16 protein-coding genes and 1 pseudogene are annotated in these 16,052 nt (G+C 69.3%); 11 read left to right on the plus strand and 6 right to left on the minus strand.

Features of this window, described 5'->3' with window-relative positions; genetic code table 11:
* Window positions 1–22: 22 nt before the first annotated feature.
* From ACOJUI_RS07745 to ACOJUI_RS07765, 5 genes are all read left to right on the plus strand, one after another.
* The gene (locus tag ACOJUI_RS07745) at window positions 23–637 is read left to right on the plus strand and encodes a hypothetical protein (RefSeq protein WP_422117479.1); all 615 of its coding nucleotides are present in this window, start codon (window positions 23–25) and stop codon (window positions 635–637) included.
* 105 nt (window positions 638–742) lie between these two features.
* Window positions 743–2,137, plus strand: a complete 1,395-nt coding sequence (locus tag ACOJUI_RS07750) for an extracellular solute-binding protein (RefSeq protein ID WP_422117480.1) — start codon at window positions 743–745, stop codon at window positions 2,135–2,137.
* On the plus strand, window positions 2,134–3,084 hold the full coding sequence (locus ACOJUI_RS07755; protein ID WP_422117481.1) for a carbohydrate ABC transporter permease: 951 nt from the start codon (window positions 2,134–2,136) through the stop codon (window positions 3,082–3,084). The genes ACOJUI_RS07750 and ACOJUI_RS07755 overlap by 4 nt, the downstream gene beginning before the upstream one ends.
* Complete coding sequence (locus ACOJUI_RS07760; RefSeq protein ID WP_422117482.1) at window positions 3,081–3,977, plus strand: carbohydrate ABC transporter permease; 897 nt, start codon at window positions 3,081–3,083, stop codon at window positions 3,975–3,977. The genes ACOJUI_RS07755 and ACOJUI_RS07760 overlap by 4 nt, the downstream gene beginning before the upstream one ends.
* 109 nt (window positions 3,978–4,086) lie before the next feature.
* Complete coding sequence (locus tag ACOJUI_RS07765) at window positions 4,087–5,025, plus strand: SDR family oxidoreductase (protein ID WP_422117483.1); 939 nt, start codon at window positions 4,087–4,089, stop codon at window positions 5,023–5,025.
* 24 nt (window positions 5,026–5,049) lie between these two features.
* Here ACOJUI_RS07765 and ACOJUI_RS07770 read toward each other — a convergent pair whose 3' ends face one another.
* Both ACOJUI_RS07770 and ACOJUI_RS07775 read right to left on the minus strand, forming a co-directional pair.
* Window positions 5,050–5,946, minus strand: coding sequence for a formyltetrahydrofolate deformylase (locus ACOJUI_RS07770; RefSeq protein WP_422117484.1), 897 nt, complete (start codon window positions 5,944–5,946; stop codon window positions 5,050–5,052).
* A gap of 72 nt (window positions 5,947–6,018) precedes the next feature.
* Window positions 6,019–8,223, minus strand: a complete 2,205-nt coding sequence (locus tag ACOJUI_RS07775; protein WP_422117485.1) for an MMPL family transporter — start codon at window positions 8,221–8,223, stop codon at window positions 6,019–6,021.
* Between the two features lie 102 nt (window positions 8,224–8,325).
* Between ACOJUI_RS07775 and ACOJUI_RS07780 the strand changes: the two genes are divergently transcribed.
* Window positions 8,326–8,907, plus strand: coding sequence for a MarR family winged helix-turn-helix transcriptional regulator (locus ACOJUI_RS07780; protein WP_422117486.1), 582 nt, complete (start codon window positions 8,326–8,328; stop codon window positions 8,905–8,907).
* Window positions 8,908–9,082: 175 nt separating this feature from the next.
* On the opposite strand, the gene ACOJUI_RS07785 is transcribed toward ACOJUI_RS07780, so the two are convergent.
* The 3 genes from ACOJUI_RS07785 to ACOJUI_RS07795 all read right to left on the minus strand — a co-directional run bounded on the left by ACOJUI_RS07785 (window position 9,083) and on the right by ACOJUI_RS07795 (window position 10,771).
* The gene (locus ACOJUI_RS07785; RefSeq protein ID WP_422117487.1) at window positions 9,083–9,619 is read right to left on the minus strand and encodes a hypothetical protein; all 537 of its coding nucleotides are present in this window, start codon (window positions 9,617–9,619) and stop codon (window positions 9,083–9,085) included.
* Window positions 9,620–9,800: 181 nt separating this feature from the next.
* The gene (locus ACOJUI_RS07790) at window positions 9,801–10,193 is read right to left on the minus strand and encodes a UvrD-helicase domain-containing protein (RefSeq protein ID WP_422117488.1); all 393 of its coding nucleotides are present in this window, start codon (window positions 10,191–10,193) and stop codon (window positions 9,801–9,803) included.
* A gap of 230 nt (window positions 10,194–10,423) precedes the next feature.
* Window positions 10,424–10,771 carry a hypothetical protein gene (locus tag ACOJUI_RS07795; protein WP_422117489.1) on the minus strand — a complete coding sequence of 116 codons (348 nt, stop codon included), beginning with the start codon at window positions 10,769–10,771 and terminating at the stop codon, window positions 10,424–10,426.
* A 30-nt stretch (window positions 10,772–10,801) separates the two neighbouring features.
* Here ACOJUI_RS07795 and ACOJUI_RS07800 point away from each other — a divergent pair, with 30 nt between their 5' ends.
* Entirely contained in the window at window positions 10,802–10,948 is a 147-nt protein-coding gene (locus ACOJUI_RS07800; RefSeq protein WP_422117490.1) for a hypothetical protein, read from the plus strand.
* Between the two features lie 136 nt (window positions 10,949–11,084).
* On the opposite strand, the pseudogene ACOJUI_RS07805 reads toward ACOJUI_RS07800, so the two are convergent.
* Window positions 11,085–12,397 (minus strand): annotated as a pseudogene (locus tag ACOJUI_RS07805) (IS1380 family transposase).
* A 300-nt stretch (window positions 12,398–12,697) separates the two neighbouring features.
* Between ACOJUI_RS07805 and ACOJUI_RS07810 the strand changes: the two are divergent.
* The 4 genes from ACOJUI_RS07810 to ACOJUI_RS07825 all read left to right on the plus strand — a co-directional run bounded on the left by ACOJUI_RS07810 (window position 12,698) and on the right by ACOJUI_RS07825 (window position 16,006).
* On the plus strand, window positions 12,698–13,864 hold the full coding sequence (locus ACOJUI_RS07810; protein WP_422117491.1) for a glutathione-independent formaldehyde dehydrogenase: 1,167 nt from the start codon (window positions 12,698–12,700) through the stop codon (window positions 13,862–13,864).
* Window position 13,865: 1 nt separating this feature from the next.
* On the plus strand, window positions 13,866–14,435 hold the full coding sequence (locus ACOJUI_RS07815; RefSeq protein WP_422117492.1) for a type 1 glutamine amidotransferase domain-containing protein: 570 nt from the start codon (window positions 13,866–13,868) through the stop codon (window positions 14,433–14,435).
* Window positions 14,432–14,734, plus strand: a complete 303-nt coding sequence (locus ACOJUI_RS07820) for a putative quinol monooxygenase (RefSeq protein ID WP_422117493.1) — start codon at window positions 14,432–14,434, stop codon at window positions 14,732–14,734. The genes ACOJUI_RS07815 and ACOJUI_RS07820 overlap by 4 nt, the downstream gene beginning before the upstream one ends.
* A gap of 141 nt (window positions 14,735–14,875) precedes the next feature.
* Complete coding sequence (locus ACOJUI_RS07825; protein WP_422117494.1) at window positions 14,876–16,006, plus strand: NAD(P)/FAD-dependent oxidoreductase; 1,131 nt, start codon at window positions 14,876–14,878, stop codon at window positions 16,004–16,006.
* Window positions 16,007–16,052: the final 46 nt, after the last annotated feature.

Below are 16,052 nucleotides of genomic sequence, written 5' to 3' on the forward strand. Positions count from 1 at the left end.
GCCGGGCCCGGGACCTGCCTCGATGAGCCGACTGGCCCCCCTGCCCGGCGTCCGCGTCCGGATCGCGCTGACGGACCGCCCCGGCGACCATGCCGTGGTGCGGGTGATCGCCGTGCCCCGGCGCGACATGGTGCGCGACGGCGCCCTCTCGGTGCCGCTGCAGCCCTTCGCCGACGCCCTGCTGGTGGACGTCAGCGTCGAGGGCCGGGTGCTGCTGCCCGGCGCCTGGGTCCAGCCCGAGGTGCTCGAGCGGGGCGCCCCGATCGCCCCCACCCCGGTCGGCGCCGCGGACCTGCGGCCGCCGGCCGTGCTCGCCGGGACCCCGGACCGGGCCGCCCTGCACTGGGGCGAGACCGTCTGGCCGCTCGAGCTCGGCGGCGCGGTGACGATCCCCGAGGCGGGCCGCGCCGATCCGCATCCCCTCTCCCGGCTGCGGCGGCTGATCCTGGTCGCCGCGGGCCGCCGCGCGGAGATCGCGCTGACCATGTGGCGCGACCCCGCCTTCGAGATCCCCTGGCAGGACGTGCGACTGCTGCCGCGCGCCGCCGCCTGGTTCGACCTCGCCCAGGTCCCGCCCGGCATGCGCTACGCCGACGCGGAGCGGGCCCAGGGCGTCGGCCGCGCCCACCGCCGCTGAGGGCGCGCTCCCGCCGCGCGGGACGGTGCGCGGGAGCAGGATCTTTGTGATCTGCCTCGCAGGGGTTAGGGTCGGGGATCGATGGCCCTCGACGAGGAGGTTCCCGTGCCCCCCAGCCCGCACCACCGGCCCGCGCCGGATCGCCGCAGCTTCCTGCGGATCTCCGCCGGGGTGGCGACGCTGCTGCCGCTGACCGCCCTGGCCGGCTGCTCCGGCGGCGGCCGCGACCCGGACACCCTGCGCATCGCCTTCCAGCAGTTCGGCTCCGGCACCCTGATGGAGCAGTGGATCCAGCGCACCGCGACCGAGTACTCGAAGGAGTTCCCCGAGCGCACCATCGAGCTGGTCCCCATCGTGGCCGCCGAGAACGACTACTTCACCAAGAACGAGCTGCTGATGTCCTCCCCGCGCACCAGCCCCGACCTGGTCTACGAGGACACCTTCATCCTGATGTCCGACGTGGGCGCCGGGTACCTGCAGCCGATCGACGACTTCGTGAAGGACTGGGAGCACTGGGAGGACGTGGCCGAGGCCTCCCGGGAGGCGGTCACCGCGCCCGACGGGCACGTCTACGCGGTCCCCACCCACACCGACACCCGCGGCATCTGGTTCCACAAGGGCGTCTTCGCCGACGCCGGACTGCCGGAGGACTGGGCCCCGACGACCTGGGAGGAGATCCTCGAGGCCGCCCGCACCATCAAGGAGTCCGCGGGCGAGGACGTCGCCCCGATGTTCATCTTCTCCGGCATGCCCCAGGGCGAGAAGGCCTCGATGCAGGGGTTCGAGATGCTGCTGTACGGCACCGAGGACCGCCTCTACGACGACGAGGCGCAGAAGTGGGTGGTCGGCTCGCAGGGCTTCATCGACTCGCTCAGCTTCCTGCGCACCGTGTTCGAGGAGGATCTCACCCTCTCGATCGGCCAGTGCCTGGACCCCAACATCGGCGAGAGCATCTACAGCTCCCTGCTGCCGGAGGGGCGGCTCGGCCTGATCATCGACGGCTCCTGGATCTCGCAGAACTGGACCGAGGGCGCGCCGAGCCCCTGGCCCGAATGGGAGGAGACGATGGGGGTGGTGGAGATGCCCACGCAGGACGGCGGGGGAGAGGGGACCACCACCCTGGCCGGCGGCTGGAGCTGGACGATCCCCCAGTACGCCACCGACCCGGAGGCCTCCGGCAGCTTCATCGAGTACCTGCTGACCACCGAGAACTCGGTGCAGCGCGCGATCGACGACAACCACATCACGGTGCGCGCCGACGTCGCCGAGGTCGAGGAGTACCAGACCTACTCGGCGACCGCCGCGTTCTTCACCGGACTCCTGGAGAGCGCCCACTACCGTCCCGCCTACGCCGAGTATCCCGAGATCTCCTCGGCCATCCAGGAGGCGATGGAGACCGTGATGACCATGAGCGCCTCCCCGGAGGACGCGGCCGCGGCCTACGACCGGGCGGTCATCGACATCGCCGGCCAGGAGAACGTCCAGGAGGCGGGATCATGAGCAGTGCCACGACCACCGCACCGGAGCAGACCGCCCCGGTGGAGCGCAGCGGCGGCAGCACGCCCGGGAAGCTCGGCAACGGCCTGACCATGCTGCGGTCGGTCCCGATGTGGCCGGCCTTCGCGCTGCTGATCGCCTTCATGCTGGGCCCGATCCTCTACTCGGTGTACCTGGCCTTCACCGACAACGCCATCCGCGGCGCCGGCGCCGCGAAGACCAGCTTCGTGGGCTTCGACAACTTCATCGAGGCCTTCACCGATGCGGGGTTCTGGAACTCGGTGGGGCTGACCCTCATCTTCACCGTGGTCTCCGCGGTGATCGGCCAGAACATCCTGGGGATGGTGCTCGCGCTGCTGATGGAGCGCGCCCACCGGGTGGTCACGTTCCTCATGACCTCGGTGGTGATCGCCGCCTGGATCCTGCCCGAGGTGGTCGCGGGATACCTGCTGTACACCTTCTTCACCGCCGAGGGCTCCCTGAACGCGATCATCACCTCGATCGGGCTGCCCCCGCAGGACCTGCTGGTCTCCCTGCCGATCCTTGCGGTGTCCTTCGCGAACATCTGGCGCGGCACCGCCTTCTCGATGCTCGTGTACTCGGCCGCGCTGAGCGCGGTCCCGGGCGACGTCTACGAATCCGCGGCGCTCGACGGGGCCGGTCCGGTGCGTCGCTTCTGGTCGATCACGCTGCCGATGGTGCGGCCCGCGATCGCCACCAACCTGATGCTGATCACCCTGCAGACCCTCTCGGTCTTCGGGCTGATCTTCATCATGACCGGCGGCGGGCCGGCTCAGCGCAGCCAGACCCTGCCGCTGTACATGTACGAGCAGGCCTTCTCGTACGGACAGCTCGGCTACGGCACCGCCGTGGCCCTGCTGCTGCTGCTCATCGGTGCCGGCGCCTCCCTGGTGTACCTACGCCTGCTGCCGGAGGAGGACAAGCGATGACCGCGACCACCGAGAGGACCGTCGCCCCCACGGGGACGACCGCCCCGACCCCCCGACGCTCCGGCAGCGGGCCCCGCGAGCGCAGCGCCGCGATCGCCAGCTCCATGGCGATGCTGCTGATCGGCGGCGCGTTCATCGTGCCGCTGCTGTGGGTGGTGCTGGCCTCCTTCGACACCGAGGCCTCGCTGTCCGTGGCCTGGCCGGAAGACTGGAGCCTCGGCAACTTCGGGGCGATCTGGAACGCCGAGACCACCTTCCGGCCGCTGCTGAACTCGCTGATCCTCTGCGGCGGCGCGACCGTGATCACGATGGTCGCGGCGGTGCTGTGCGCCTACCCGCTCTCGCGGTACCGGTTCCGGGCCAAGCGCCCGCTGCTGCTGACCATCATCTTCTCCACGGGCCTGCCGATCACCGCCATCATGATCCCGGTGTACGCGCTGTTCGTGCAGGTCAACCTGATCGACTCGATGGGCGGGGCGATCCTGTTCCTCGGCGCCAGCGCCCTGCCCTACGCGATCTTCCTGACCAAGGGGTTCATGGACGGGGTGCCGGTGGAGATCGAGGAGTCCGCCTGGACGGAGGGCGCCGGCGTCTACCGGGCGCTGTGGTCCGTGGTGCTGCCCCTGATGCGCTCCGGGCTGTCGGTCGCCACGATCTTCACCCTCGTGAACATGTGGGGCAACTTCTTCGTCCCGTTCATGCTGCTGCTGAGCCCGGAGAAGCTGCCCGCCGCGGTCACCCTGTACACCTTCTCCTCCCAGTACGGCCAGGTCGCCTACGGCCAGCTCGCCGCGTTCTCGATCTTCTACTCGCTGCCGGTGGTGGCCCTGTACCTGTTCCTGGGCCGCACCCTGGGCCAGGGCTTCGCGGCCGCCGGCGGGGTCAAGGGCTGAGGCGCGAGGGTGCTCCGGACCCCGTCGACCGGTCGTTCGGCGCCGTGACCTCACCGGGCCGGGGCGCTACGGTGGGCGGGACCGCACCGGACGTGACGAAGGAGACGCCATGACCCATCCCGCAGCGCCCGACCAGACCCTCGCCCCGGAGGTCGCCCGGCGAGCCCGCGAGCTCGCCACCCAGGACGGCGAGCCCCGGTTCGACCCCCAGGACCAGGACCCGCCCGGTCTCACCGCGGTGATGCAGCCGGTGCCCGACCACGGCGAGAGCACGTACGTGGGTCATGGGCGCCTGGCCGGGCTGTCGGCCCTGATCACCGGCGGTGATTCGGGGATCGGGCGCGCGGTGGCGATCGCCTACGCCCGGGAGGGCGCGGACGTCGCGATCTCCTACCTGCCCGAGGAGCAGGAGGACGCCGAGCAGACCCGGCACTGGATCGAGGAGGCGGGCCGCCGTGCACTGCTGCTGCCGGGGGACATCTGCGAGGAGCAGACCGCCCGGAGCCTGGTCACCCGCACGCTCGAGGAGTTCGGACGACTGGACGTGCTGGTCAACAACGCCGCCTTCCAGTGGGGGCGCGCCGAGCCGAAGGGGCTGGCCGGGATCGACTCGCAGCGCCTGCACCAGGTCCTGACCACGAACCTCGAGGCGCTGTTCTGGATCACCCAGGAGGCCGCCCCGCACCTGCACCCCGGTGCCAGCGTCATCAACTGCTCCTCGATCCAGTCCTACGACCCCTCGGTGCCGCTGATGGACTACGCCGCCACCAAGGCCGCGATCAACAACGTCACCGTGAACCTGGCCGCGGACCTCGGGCCGCGCGGCATCCGCGTCAACGCCGTCGCCCCGGGACCGATCTGGACGCCGCTGAACGTGGCGACGCGGGTGACCGACGACTACGTCGAGTTCGGCGCCAACACGCCGCTGGGCCGCGCGGGCCAGCCCTCCGAGGTGGCCGGCGCGTTCGTGTTCCTGGCCAGCCCCGCCGAGGCCAGCTTCGTCTCCGGGACCGTCCTCGGCGTCACCGGCGGCCGCCCCGTCTTCTGAGCCGGACCCGGCGCCCGGACGACGTCAGCGGAAGATGATCGTCCGGGTGCCGTCCAGCAGCACCCGTGACTGGGCGAACCAGGTCACGGCCTGGCGCAGGGTCCGCACCTCGGCGTCCTGCCCGATCGCCATCAGCTCCTGCGGGGAGCGGGTGTGGTCGACGCGGGTGACCTCCTGCTCGATGATCGGTCCCTCGTCGAGGTCGCTGGTGACGAAGTGGGCGGTCGCGCCGATCTGCTTCACGCCGCGGGCGTACGCCTGGCGGTAGGGGTTGGCGCCCTTGAAGCCGGGCAGGAAGGAGTGGTGGATGTTCACGCAGCGTCCCGCCAGCTCCGCGCACAGCTCGGGGGAGAGGATCTGCATGTAGCGGGCCAGCACGACCAGCTCGATGTCGTGCTCGGCGACCGCCTCCCGCACCCGGTCCTCGAAGGCAGCCTTCTGCTCGGCGCCCTGGGTGGGCAGGTGCTCGAAGGGGACGCCGTAGAAGCCGGCCAGCGGCTCCAGGGTGGGGTGGTTGGCCAGCACCAGCGGCACCTCGATCGGCAGGTGCCCGGCATCGACCTGGAACAGCAGGTCGTTCAGGCAGTGCTTCGCGGTCGAGCCCAGGATCAGGGTGCGCACGGGACGGCCGACGACATCGATGTGGTGGTCGAGGTCGAAGCGCTCCACCACCGGGGCCAGGGCCGCCTCGAGCTCGTCGACCGAGGCGGTGGTGACGACCTGCAGGCGCAGGTAGAAGCGATGGGTCGCGCCGCTCTCGAACTGGCGGCTCTCTGTGATGTTGCCGTCGACGGCGACGATCGCCCCGGTCACCGCGTGGACGATGCCCGGACCGTCCGCACACACCACCGTCAGGACGTACTCGTGCTGCGCGGAGGAGGCGGCGGGCGGGGTGTGGGGGGCGGCGTAGGAAATGGTCATCGGCTCAGTCTAGGAACTGCCCGCCCCGTCCTGCGGCACGTCCGCAGAACGGGGCGTCGGCCCCGGCCCGGCTCAGGGCTGCCCGGAGCGCCAGAGCTTCGAGGGCCACCAGATGACCTTGCCCAGGTCCAGGGCGAGCGCCGGCACCAGCAGGGTGCGCACCACGAAGGTGTCCAGCAGCACGCCGAAGGCGACGATGAAGGCCAGCTGCGCGAGGAACAGGATGGGGATCACACCGAGCGCGGCGAAGGTCGCCGCCAGCACCAGTCCGGCCGAGGTGATCACCCCGCCGGTCACGGCCAGGCCGCGCACCACCCCCTCGCGGGTGCCGTGCTGCAGCGACTCCTCGCGGACCCGGGTCATCAGGAAGATGTTGTAGTCGATGCCGAGCGCGACCAGGAACACGAAGCCGTACAGCGGCACCGCCGGATCTGCGCCGGGGAAGTCGAACAGGTGGTTGAACACCAGCGCGGAGACCCCGAGGGCGGTGCCGAAGGACAGCACCGTGGTGGCCACCAGCAGCACCGGCGCGAGCACCGAGCGCAGCAGCAGCATGAGGATCAGCAGGATCACCACCAGCACCACCGGGATGATCAGGGCGCGGTCGTGGGCGGAGGCGTCGTTGGTGTCGATGGAGGTCGCGGTGACGCCGCCGACCGGGGCGGCCACGTCCTCCTCGGCCAGCGCGGCGCGCAGGTCGCGGACGGTCTGCTCGGCCGCGGCGGAGTCCGCGGCGTCGACCAGCGTGCCCTGGACCAGCACCTGCCCCTCCACCACGGTGGGCTCGGCGGCGGGGGTCCCCGGGGGGCCCTGCGCCTGGATGCCCTCGGCGGTGACGGGGGCGGCGCCGCCGGGGGAGTCCTCGGCGGTGACGGTGACGGAGTCGATGCCGTCGTCGGCCAGCAGCACGTCGGCGACCTGCTGGAGGTCGCCCTCCTCGGCGATGACCTGGACGGGGCTGCCGGCGCCGCCGGGGAAGTGCTCGCCGAGCGCGACCTGGCCCTCGCGGGCGGCCGACTCCCCGAGCACGAGGTCGGACTGGGGCACCCCGTCGGCCTTCAGCTGGAGGGCGAAGATGCTGCCCGCGGCCAGCACCAGCGCGGTGAGGATCCAGATCGGCCGGGGACGGCGCTCGACGGCATGGGCGATCTTCCCCCACAGGCCGTGATCCGAGACGCTCGACTCGGCCTCCGCGCTGGCGGGGTCGAAGTGCGGGCGGCGCGGCCAGAAGGCGACGCGCCCGGTGGCGTAGAGGACGGCCGGCAGGAACGTCATCGCGGCGAGCATCGCGAAGGCGATGCCGATCGCCGCCACCGGGCCCAGGGTGCTGTTGGACTTCAGGTCCGACAGCAGCAGGCACAGCAGGCCCGCGATCACGGTGCCGCCGGAGGCCAGCACGGGCTCGATGGTGCCGCGCAGCGCGGCGACGGTCGCGGGCCACTTCTGGCGGTGATGGCGCAGCTCGTCGCGGTACCGCGCCACGTACAGCAGCGAGTAGTCGGTGGCGGCGCCGATGACCAGGATGAACAGGATGCCCTGGGTCTGGCCGCTGAGCAGCAGCAGGTCCGCCTTGGCCAGGTACCAGATCGTCAGCAGCGCCGCGCAGAGGGCGAACAGACTGGTGGCCAGCACCACCACCGGCAGCAGGGGAGAGCGGTAGACGATCACCAGGATCACGAACACCGCGGCGAGCGCGACGCCCAGCAGCAGCCCGTCGATACCGGCGAAGGCCGCGCCCAGATCGGCCGAGAAGCCGGCCGGTCCGGTGACGTAGGGGGTGAGGCCCTCGGGCACGTCGGCGGTGAGGGCGGCGTCGATCTCCTCGACCACGGCGCCGATGTCCGCGTCGGAGTCGATCGGCACGAACACCTGGACGGCCAGGCCGTCCTCGGAGGGTATCGGCGGGGAGACCTCGTCGACCACGCCCTCGATGTCCACCAGCGCGCCGGTCGACTCGGTCAGTGCCGCGATGTCCTGCTCGGTCAGCTCGCTCTCGGAGGTGACCACGATGATCGCCGGGATCGCCTCGGAGCCCGTGAACTCCTCGGTGAGCGCCTGCACCTGGGTGGCCTCCGCCGACTCGGGGAGGTAGGCGGTGCGGTCGTTCGAGGAGACCTCGTCGACCCGCCCGAAGTAGGGCCCGCCGATCCCGGCGGCGACCAGCCACACCAGGATCAGCAGGGCGGGCAGCACGATGCGCAGCACCCGCGGGGTGCTGGGCACCCGGCGGCGGTGCGTGTGCTCCGTGGGAGACCCGGAACCGGTCGGAGGCGTCATGGTGATCCTTCGGTCGGGGAGGAGGTGCGGGAGCAGTCTCGCACACTTCTCTCGCCCAGCGAGATATATCGCGGGACAGATATTCCCGATAGGGTGCTCCCCATGGACGACAGAGACCGGGGCGACGGGGCGCGGGCCTCCGCACTGCCCTCCGTCTACAGCGTCGGCGCGAGCGATCCGCGCGAGGAGCTGGTGGACCGCTCGGACATGAGCCCCGAGGACATCGCCCAGATCGACCAGCTCATGGCCGCGCTCGCCGGGCTGCGCGCCGCCGAGCAGAGGGTCACCGACGCCTCGCTGAGGTTCATGCAGCTGGGACAGACCGACATGCGCGCCCTGCACTTCCTCATCGTCTGCGAGAACACCGGTGTCCTCGCCACCCCGGGGGCGATCGCCCAGTCCCTCGGCATCTCGAGCGCCTCGACCACGAAGCTCCTGGACCGGCTCCAGCGCGCCGGACACATCCGCCGCGCCCCGCACCCCTCCGACCGGCGCGCCCTTGTGGTCACCATTGATCCCGCCACCCGCGCCTCGGCGATGCGCACCGTCGGCGCCCAGCAGGCCCGCCGCGTCCACGCCGCCCGCCGCCTGAGCCCGGCCGAACGGGAGGTCGTGATCCGCTTCCTCGAGGACATGACGCGCGAGCTCTCCCTGGACGGGGTGGACTGGGCGCGCGAGGACTGAGCGCCGGCGTCCGGTCGGCCGTGGTCGGCAGGGGAACGGAAGAGCCGCGACCTCATCTCTCGACGACGTCGCGGCTCTCACCTCGGTCGGGCTGACAGGATTTGAACCTGCTACCCCCTGACCCCCAGGCGTCCAGACTGTTCCGGCCAGACCGGGTTCTGCGTGAGTCCGGGCGTCAGATCATCAGTTGAACCTCCCGCGGGCTCAACGCCGAGTCCGTGAGCGCCGCGTAACTCGCCTCACGGGCTTCCGCACAGATCGCTGCAACCATCTGATGGTCATCGCGGGCGCTGCTCGTACGTGCCGCTCGCGCGTACATCACCGAGAGCAGGGTGGCTGCTTGCTGCCAGGCGCCCGACTTCTGCGGTAGTCCGAGCGCGTCGTGTGCCGTCGCCGCTACCTCGATCACCTCCCGAATGGACCCAGCCTCGGAGAGACGCTCTCGAAGAGCGCTCAGGCGAGCTTGCAAGGTCGTGGGGCTTGAACCGTTCATCACCTGGTACGCGATGGGGGGGGGCGCCTTCGGCCCACGTTGGGCGCTTGTCAGGAACACAGCTATCGTTTCGAGAACAATTTCCCAGGTGCCATCGCCGGTGTGGAACCGCGCCATCGCAATCTGGGCGTCGAGGGCGGCGGCGAGCGCGTCACTGAGACCGGCAACTTCATGTTCGATCCCGTCGGCTTCAAGTGCATCCGAGAGAGCCGCGAGCATGTCGTCACGGGACGTGAATACTGCCACCCCCATGTCTTCCGCGACTAGCTCGCTAACGACCCGTGCGACGTGACTGGTCTCGTCGGAGAGTGGTATTCCGTTTTGGATGACCAGTCTTGCGTCCTGGATGGCGGCTGCCCCTGATGGCGTTGGCGACAGCCGGGATGACCCCGTAGGGGTCTCAGAAGGAGGTTTCTGGCAGCAAGATGGTGTTCTCTGTCCCAGCGGCCGAGCAGGCTTCATCGATGCGCCCTACTCTGACGTCGTCTTCGGCGAGGAACGTGTAGATGCACTGGTTCGGGTCGCCGAGCATTATCAGCCTGCTGTCGCGGGCAATCAGCTCAAGGAGGTCTTGCCGCGCATCGCCAGTGTCCTGAAACTCGTCGACGATTTCGAGGCCCCATCGGGTGCGAAGGTGTTCTGCGACAGCAGGTGCGGCCTGAGCGCTTTCGACTGTGAGCGGGATGAGCCTGCTGTATTCGATCTCGTGCTGGGCCAGGCCGAGCTTCTCGCGAGCGGGGCTGACGAGGACGGCGTCGCCATGTCCGACCAGATTCCCGAATCGCCGGAGCACGGAGAACGCGAGCGAGTGACCGTCATGATGTCCACCTGACAGCGTCGTCGGCCGAGAATCTCATCTGCACGGGAGGCGATGCGCGTCACCGAGGAACGAGAGGAACAGGACTCGATCGTGGGGTTCGCTTCCTGCTACTCGTTCGAGATGGGTGTGAGCTGCGGCGAGCGCGCTGGTCGTCTTTCCGTCACCCGCTCCGCCGAGCACGACAGAGAGTTCGGCCTGCGTCGCTACGACTCGCTGCTGCTCGAGGTTCTGCGGGGCGAATGCCATGGCAGATCGGGAGTGTCGAGGCGTCCGAGCGTATCGCCGCAGACTGCTTCGACCGCGGACCGCGCGATCGGCGGCTGTCGTGTCAGTGCGTGAGCCCAGGCTGCCGCTAGCCCCTGCTTCTTGATCACTTTCGTCGTGATGACGTAGTCCGCGATGTCGTCCTCGCCGAGATCGGGTGGCAGGGTGGGCATGCCGAAGTCTTCCAGGGTCTCGACCGTCTCTCGGAGCTGATCTCCGGGTACGCCGCGGATGAGCGCGGCCTCCACGGCGGTGCGAGTGGGAAGCGCGACGAGTTGTTCGACCATTCCTGCAAGGGCTCCGACTGCTGGATCTTCGTGTCCTGGTTCGTCATCGTCGACGATCGCTCGGACGTGGAGTCCGAGTTCAAGGGCGATCTCGGCAACGTCTGGGAGCCGGGAAACTGCTCCGTCTGGCCCTGGCGGGGCGACCAAGCGGATGCCGTTGGCCCCGGTCTTTCATGACGGCGGTCGGGATCGTGTCGGAGCCGTGTGATCGAGTGCGCCCGTGTGCGGAGTGACTGCGGGTACGACGACGGGCCGGCTGGCGCTGCCGGGCTGCGGTTCTCCGGGTGGTGATGTCGGGGGCGGACGGGCCAGGTCAAGCCGGTTGCGGGATGGCGGTGATGTTCGCGAAGATCGCGACGATCGCGGCTGCCCAGGGCCACGACTCCGGGATCTTGAGGCGACGTCGGCGTGCACTGTGAGCGAGTCGGGCGGGCACGTGGAGGAATCGGTAGCGCAGCGCCTTCGGCTCGCAGGTTGCCACCGTGGCGGCGTCGCCGATGCAGCGGAGCAGGCGGGTCCACGCGGTCCGCTCGGCCGCGATCTGGGTGATCATCAGCCAGGTCTGGTTGATGTTGAACTCCCGCGACGGAAACCGTCCCAGGCCGCTGTCCTTGGCGTGGCGGATGCGGTCCTCGACCCGTGCATGGCCCCGGTGCCGGTCCTCGGGAAAGGCGAGCTGGCCGGCCGTGGTGTTGGTGACGAAGGCTTCGTAGCGCCAGCCGTCGCGTTCCTCGAACATAGACGGTTGCGCGCCCGGGGTGGGGCGTTCGCGGCGCACGATCACCCGCATCCCGGCTGGCCACTTGGCGAGAACCTTCGGGTCGATGAGGCCGGTCAGCTCGGCGACGTCGCCGCACTCACGAACGCCGCCGTCGGCATCGAGTGCTGGGGTCCAGATCTTCTTCGGGACCAGTTCGATGGAATCGCGGAGCTTCCCGGTGATCGCGAATCCCATGCTGTACTCGACGCTGCGGGCGCGGACCGTGCCCTGCTCGGTGAGCCAGTCCAGTAGCCCGTGGGACGAACCGGCGCCGTCGGAGCGGATGAGCAGCTTCTTGCGGTGGGTGCTGGGGACCTGGGCGATCGCCTCGGTCAGCACTTCGATGTGGTCGACAGTGGGGCGTTGCCTGCCCGCAGCTTGGCGGCGAGGAACTCCCTGGTGTTGTCGCACCAGACCCCGATCGGGTGGTAGCCGAAGGACCGCTTGAACGTGGCGGCCGCGTTCTCCTTCTCGCTGTGCGCGATGACGATCGTGGCGACGGTGTCTAGCACGATGACGTCGGCGAGGCAGGTCCCGGCGACCTCGGACGCCAGGATGCCGCCGGGCAGTTGGGCCCACACGTGGCGCCGGACCCGAGCACGGGCGGCCGCGATCTCATTCCGTCGACCGGGCGTCATCGACTTCAGCGTGCGCCACACCGTCGGGGCCGAAGCGGCCGGGCCCAGGACACCGGCCTGGTGGCGCAGCACGTCGATGTCGGCGATCGCCTCGCCACCGTCGGCGAGCACCACCGCCACGTCAGCAAGGACGCTACCCCGGTCGTGGCCAGGGACGAAGCTGCGGCAGGTCATCGCCTCGGACAGCTCGCCGGTCAGGCCGGTCCGGTCGGCCAGGAGCCTGGTCATGATGCTGCCCGTGTGAGCCACCACGCCGACACCGTCGGCCGTCACGGACAGACCCGTCGACCGCGAAGTAGCCTTCACCTACGGAGTGCCTTCCAACTCGAAGAACTTGGGACATCGCAATCACAAATCGCCCCTGCTGTGCAGGCGCTTCCGTGCTTCTACGCGCCGATCACTCCGCGGCGTCGTGAACGATCCGGGTTAGCCCCGGGTCCCGCCCGATTTGCCGACCACTCTCTCGTTTTCGGTGGAGGGTGTAAGGTGCGGAAAGTCAGACCATCACACAACGATTGGAGATTTACCATGAAGGCTGTTGTGTACCAGGGACCGCACGATGTCGCAGTCACGGATGTTCCGGACGCGAAGATCGAGCGGCCCACCGATGTGCTGGTCAGGGTGACGACGACCAACATCTGCGGCTCGGACCTGCACATGTACGAGGGGCGGACCTCCTTCGAGCAAGGCCGGACGTTCGGTCACGAAAACATGGGAGAGGTGGTGGAGATCGGTAAGGGAGTAGAGAAGGTCAAGGTGGGCGACCGGGTCGTGCTGCCCTTCAATATCTCGTGCGGGTTCTGCAAGAACTGCGAGCGCGGGCTCACGAACTACTGCCTGACGACGCAACCTGACCCGTCGGCCGCCGGTGCGGCCTACGGCTTCGCCGAAATGGGCCCGTACGGCGGCGGGCAGGCAGAACTGCTCCGGGTGCCCTTCGGCGACCACAACGCGCTGCGCCTGGGTGAAGACGCGCAGGACAAGGAGAACGACTACGTCATGCTCTCCGACGTCTTCCCCACCGGCTACCACGCCACCGAGATGGCCGGCGTGATCCCGGGCGACAGCGTCGTGATCGCCGGGGCCGGCCCCGTGGGACTGATGGCCGCCCTGTCCGCGACGATCAAGGGCGCCGCAAAGGTGATGGTGGTGGATCGCCACCCCGACCGGCTCGCGCTGGCCGAGCAGATCGGAGCGATCGCCATCGACGACTCCAAGGTCGACCCCGTGCAGGCTGTGCTGGACGAGACCATGGGGCTCGGAGCCGACCGCGGCTGCGAGTGCGTCGGATACCAGGCCCACGATCCTGAGGGCAACGAAGACCCGGCCGCCACCTTGAACATGCTCATCAACTCGGTCCGGTTCACCGGCGGGATCGGCACCGTCGGCGTGTTCGTCCCCCAGGACCCGGGGGCCAAGGGCGAATTGGCCAAGCAGGGCAAGGTGGCCATCGACTTCGGCACCCACTGGTTCAAGGGACAGACCATGGGCAACGGTCAGGCCCCGGTCAAGAGGTACAACCGCCGGCTGCGAGACCTCATCGCGGCTGACAAGGCGAAGCCGTCCTGGATCGTCTCCCACGAGATCTCGCTGGATCAGGCTGCCGACGCCTACAGGAACTTCGACGCCAGGTCCGCGGGTTGGACCAAGGTCGTCATCAAGCCCGGCATGTCAAACGGAAAGAAGGCAAACTGACATGGCAGCAGATCTTCAGGGCAAGAGGGTCGCGATCCTCGCCGCCGACGGAGTCGAACGCGTCGAGCTCGAGCAACCCCGCGAAGCACTGGACCGCGCGGGCGCTCAGACCGAGGTCCTCTCGATCCACGACGGCGAGATCAAGGCCCGTAAGAACGACCTGGATGAAGCGGGCGCGTTCACCGTCGACGGGCTGGTCGCCGACGCCTCGGTGGGCGACTACGACGCCCTGCTTCTTCCTGGCGGCACGGTGAACCCCGACCAGCTCCGGGTCGACAAGGACGCCGTTTCCTTCGTCCGCGACTTCGTCGAGAGCGGCAAGCCAGTGGCGGCGATCTGTCACGGGCCGTGGACTTTGATCGAGGCTGGCGTGGCCGCCGGTCGCACCCTGACATCGTTCCCGAGCATTCGCACCGACCTGCGCAACGCCGGCGCCGACGTCGTCGACCAGGACGTGGTGGTCGACAAGAATCTCATCACCAGCCGCTCGCCGGAGGACCTGCAGGCGTTCTCCGAGGCGATAGTGTCCCAACTCGCGGGCACCCCGGCAAAGGAAGAGGAGAAGTCATGAGTGTGACCAAGGGATTGCTGGTCAGGTTCGAGGCGTTGCCCGGGAAGGAGGACGACGTGAAGGAGTTCCTTGACAGCGGCCGTGCGCTTGTTGAGGACGAGCAGGCGACCACCGCGTGGTTCGCGATCCGCCTCGGGCCGACCTCGTTCGGGATCTTCGACGTGTTTCCCGATGACGCCGGACGCGACGCCCACCTGTCCGGCCCTGTTGCGGTAGCTCTCGGCGAGCAGACCGGCACGTTGTTCTCCGAACCGACGATCGAGAAGCTCGACGTACTGGGCTCCAAACTCCCCGCCTGACACCACAGACCGGGAGTACCGACCCAGAGAGGAGGGGTCGCTGCGCGCGGTGACTTCGGGCTTACACAGCCCGCTGACGACGTGGCAGCGGCACCTTCTCTTGCGGCCTCTCGCTAATCACCAACAGATTGAGGAACCGCGATGACAGGAAGTGACGACGGCGTTGCCACGACGCGTTCACCCGAGGTAGCAGTTATCGGGGGCGGGATCGTCGGTCTGTCGACGGCGTACGCGCTGCGGGAGCAGGGCGTGCCGGTGCGCTTGTACGAGGCTGGTCTGCCCGGGACGGGTCAGTCCGCAGGCGAGTCGCGGATCTTCCGGAATGCCCACGACGACCCGCGACTCGTCGCTTTCGCGCGCGAAAGCCGCGGCGTATGGGATGAGTGGGCCGAACACTTCGGCGTCGAGCTGGTCTCATCAGACGGTGTCCTGGCGATCGGAGACAGCGCACTGGCGCGGCTGCGTGTGCTCGACCAGGTCGGCGGCGTGGAAGCGCACGAGCTCGATGCAGCCGGGGTCGCCCAGCGAATGCCGCTGCTTGCGGGGTACTCGGGGCCAGCGGTGCTCGACGAGTCCGGCGGCGCGATCCGCACCCGCGCCGCGATCAGGGCGCTGGCGGGTGCGCTCGGAGACGCCGTCACCACCGGCGAGGTGATCTCCATCGATCCCCGCGCCGACGGGACGGTCGAGGTGCGCAGTGTCACCGACCGGGCTGTCTACTCCAAGGTGGTCGTGTGCGCCGGCCGCGAAACCGCCCGCCTGGCACGCAGCGTCGGCCTGTCGCTGCCGGTTCGCCTTGCCGCACATGTCCGTCTGACCTTCGACGTGAAAGCCGCCGCCCCGGCACGAGTCGCGTGCTTGCAGGACAGCAGCGGCGTCTTCGGCGAAGTCGGCGTCTACGCGACGCCGCTACCGGGCAACAGCAGCTATTCGGTCGGACTCAGCGACACCGTCGGCGTCCGCGACGACGGAACTTTCATCGACCCGGCTGCGATTCGATCGCTGGACGAACGCGCACGCGAATACGTGACACGGGCGCTGCCCGGTCTCCACCCAGAGCCGCGCGACTTCCTTCACTGCTGGGTGACCGACCTCCCGTGGAGTGAGGACGGCGTGGCCGTGTGGGAGGCAGGCTCTGTCTTTTTCGTGGTCGGTCACAATTTGTTCAAGCAGGCACCTGCGCTGGGTCGCGCTCTCGCCCGGGCTGCGACCGGCGGCGGTCTCCGCGCCGAGCTCATGCCCGAAGCGCGCCTCGGCGAGGCTCAGGGCTAGGGCGTGTCTCCCAATCGCGTGGGGGGGGACCCGCGATTCTGGACAG

Origin of the sequence: Brachybacterium sp. UNK5269 (assembly GCF_049266655.1) — a bacterium.
Classification (GTDB): Bacteria; Actinomycetota; Actinomycetes; order Actinomycetales; family Dermabacteraceae; genus Brachybacterium.

What these genes read in the sequence shown, in the direction of transcription:
- ACOJUI_RS07745 (WP_422117479.1), top strand. Translation starts at nt 23, where the DNA reads ATGAGCCGACTGGCCCCCCTGCCCGGCGTCCGCGTCCGGATCGCGCTG.
- ACOJUI_RS07755 (WP_422117481.1), top strand. Translation starts at nt 2,134, where the DNA reads ATGAGCAGTGCCACGACCACCGCACCGGAGCAGACCGCCCCGGTGGAG.
- ACOJUI_RS07760 (WP_422117482.1), top strand. Translation starts at nt 3,081, where the DNA reads ATGACCGCGACCACCGAGAGGACCGTCGCCCCCACGGGGACGACCGCC.
- ACOJUI_RS07765 (WP_422117483.1), top strand. Translation starts at nt 4,087, where the DNA reads ATGACCCATCCCGCAGCGCCCGACCAGACCCTCGCCCCGGAGGTCGCC.
- ACOJUI_RS07770 (WP_422117484.1), bottom strand. Translation starts at nt 5,946, where the DNA reads ATGACCATTTCCTACGCCGCCCCCCACACCCCGCCCGCCGCCTCCTCC.
- ACOJUI_RS07775 (WP_422117485.1), bottom strand. Translation starts at nt 8,223, where the DNA reads ATGACGCCTCCGACCGGTTCCGGGTCTCCCACGGAGCACACGCACCGC.
- ACOJUI_RS07780 (WP_422117486.1), top strand. Translation starts at nt 8,326, where the DNA reads ATGGACGACAGAGACCGGGGCGACGGGGCGCGGGCCTCCGCACTGCCC.
- ACOJUI_RS07785 (WP_422117487.1), bottom strand. Translation starts at nt 9,619, where the DNA reads ATGCTCGCGGCTCTCTCGGATGCACTTGAAGCCGACGGGATCGAACAT.
- ACOJUI_RS07795 (WP_422117489.1), bottom strand. Translation starts at nt 10,771, where the DNA reads ATGGTCGAACAACTCGTCGCGCTTCCCACTCGCACCGCCGTGGAGGCC.
- ACOJUI_RS07810 (WP_422117491.1), top strand. Translation starts at nt 12,698, where the DNA reads ATGAAGGCTGTTGTGTACCAGGGACCGCACGATGTCGCAGTCACGGAT.
- ACOJUI_RS07815 (WP_422117492.1), top strand. Translation starts at nt 13,866, where the DNA reads ATGGCAGCAGATCTTCAGGGCAAGAGGGTCGCGATCCTCGCCGCCGAC.
- ACOJUI_RS07820 (WP_422117493.1), top strand. Translation starts at nt 14,432, where the DNA reads ATGAGTGTGACCAAGGGATTGCTGGTCAGGTTCGAGGCGTTGCCCGGG.
- ACOJUI_RS07825 (WP_422117494.1), top strand. Translation starts at nt 14,876, where the DNA reads ATGACAGGAAGTGACGACGGCGTTGCCACGACGCGTTCACCCGAGGTA.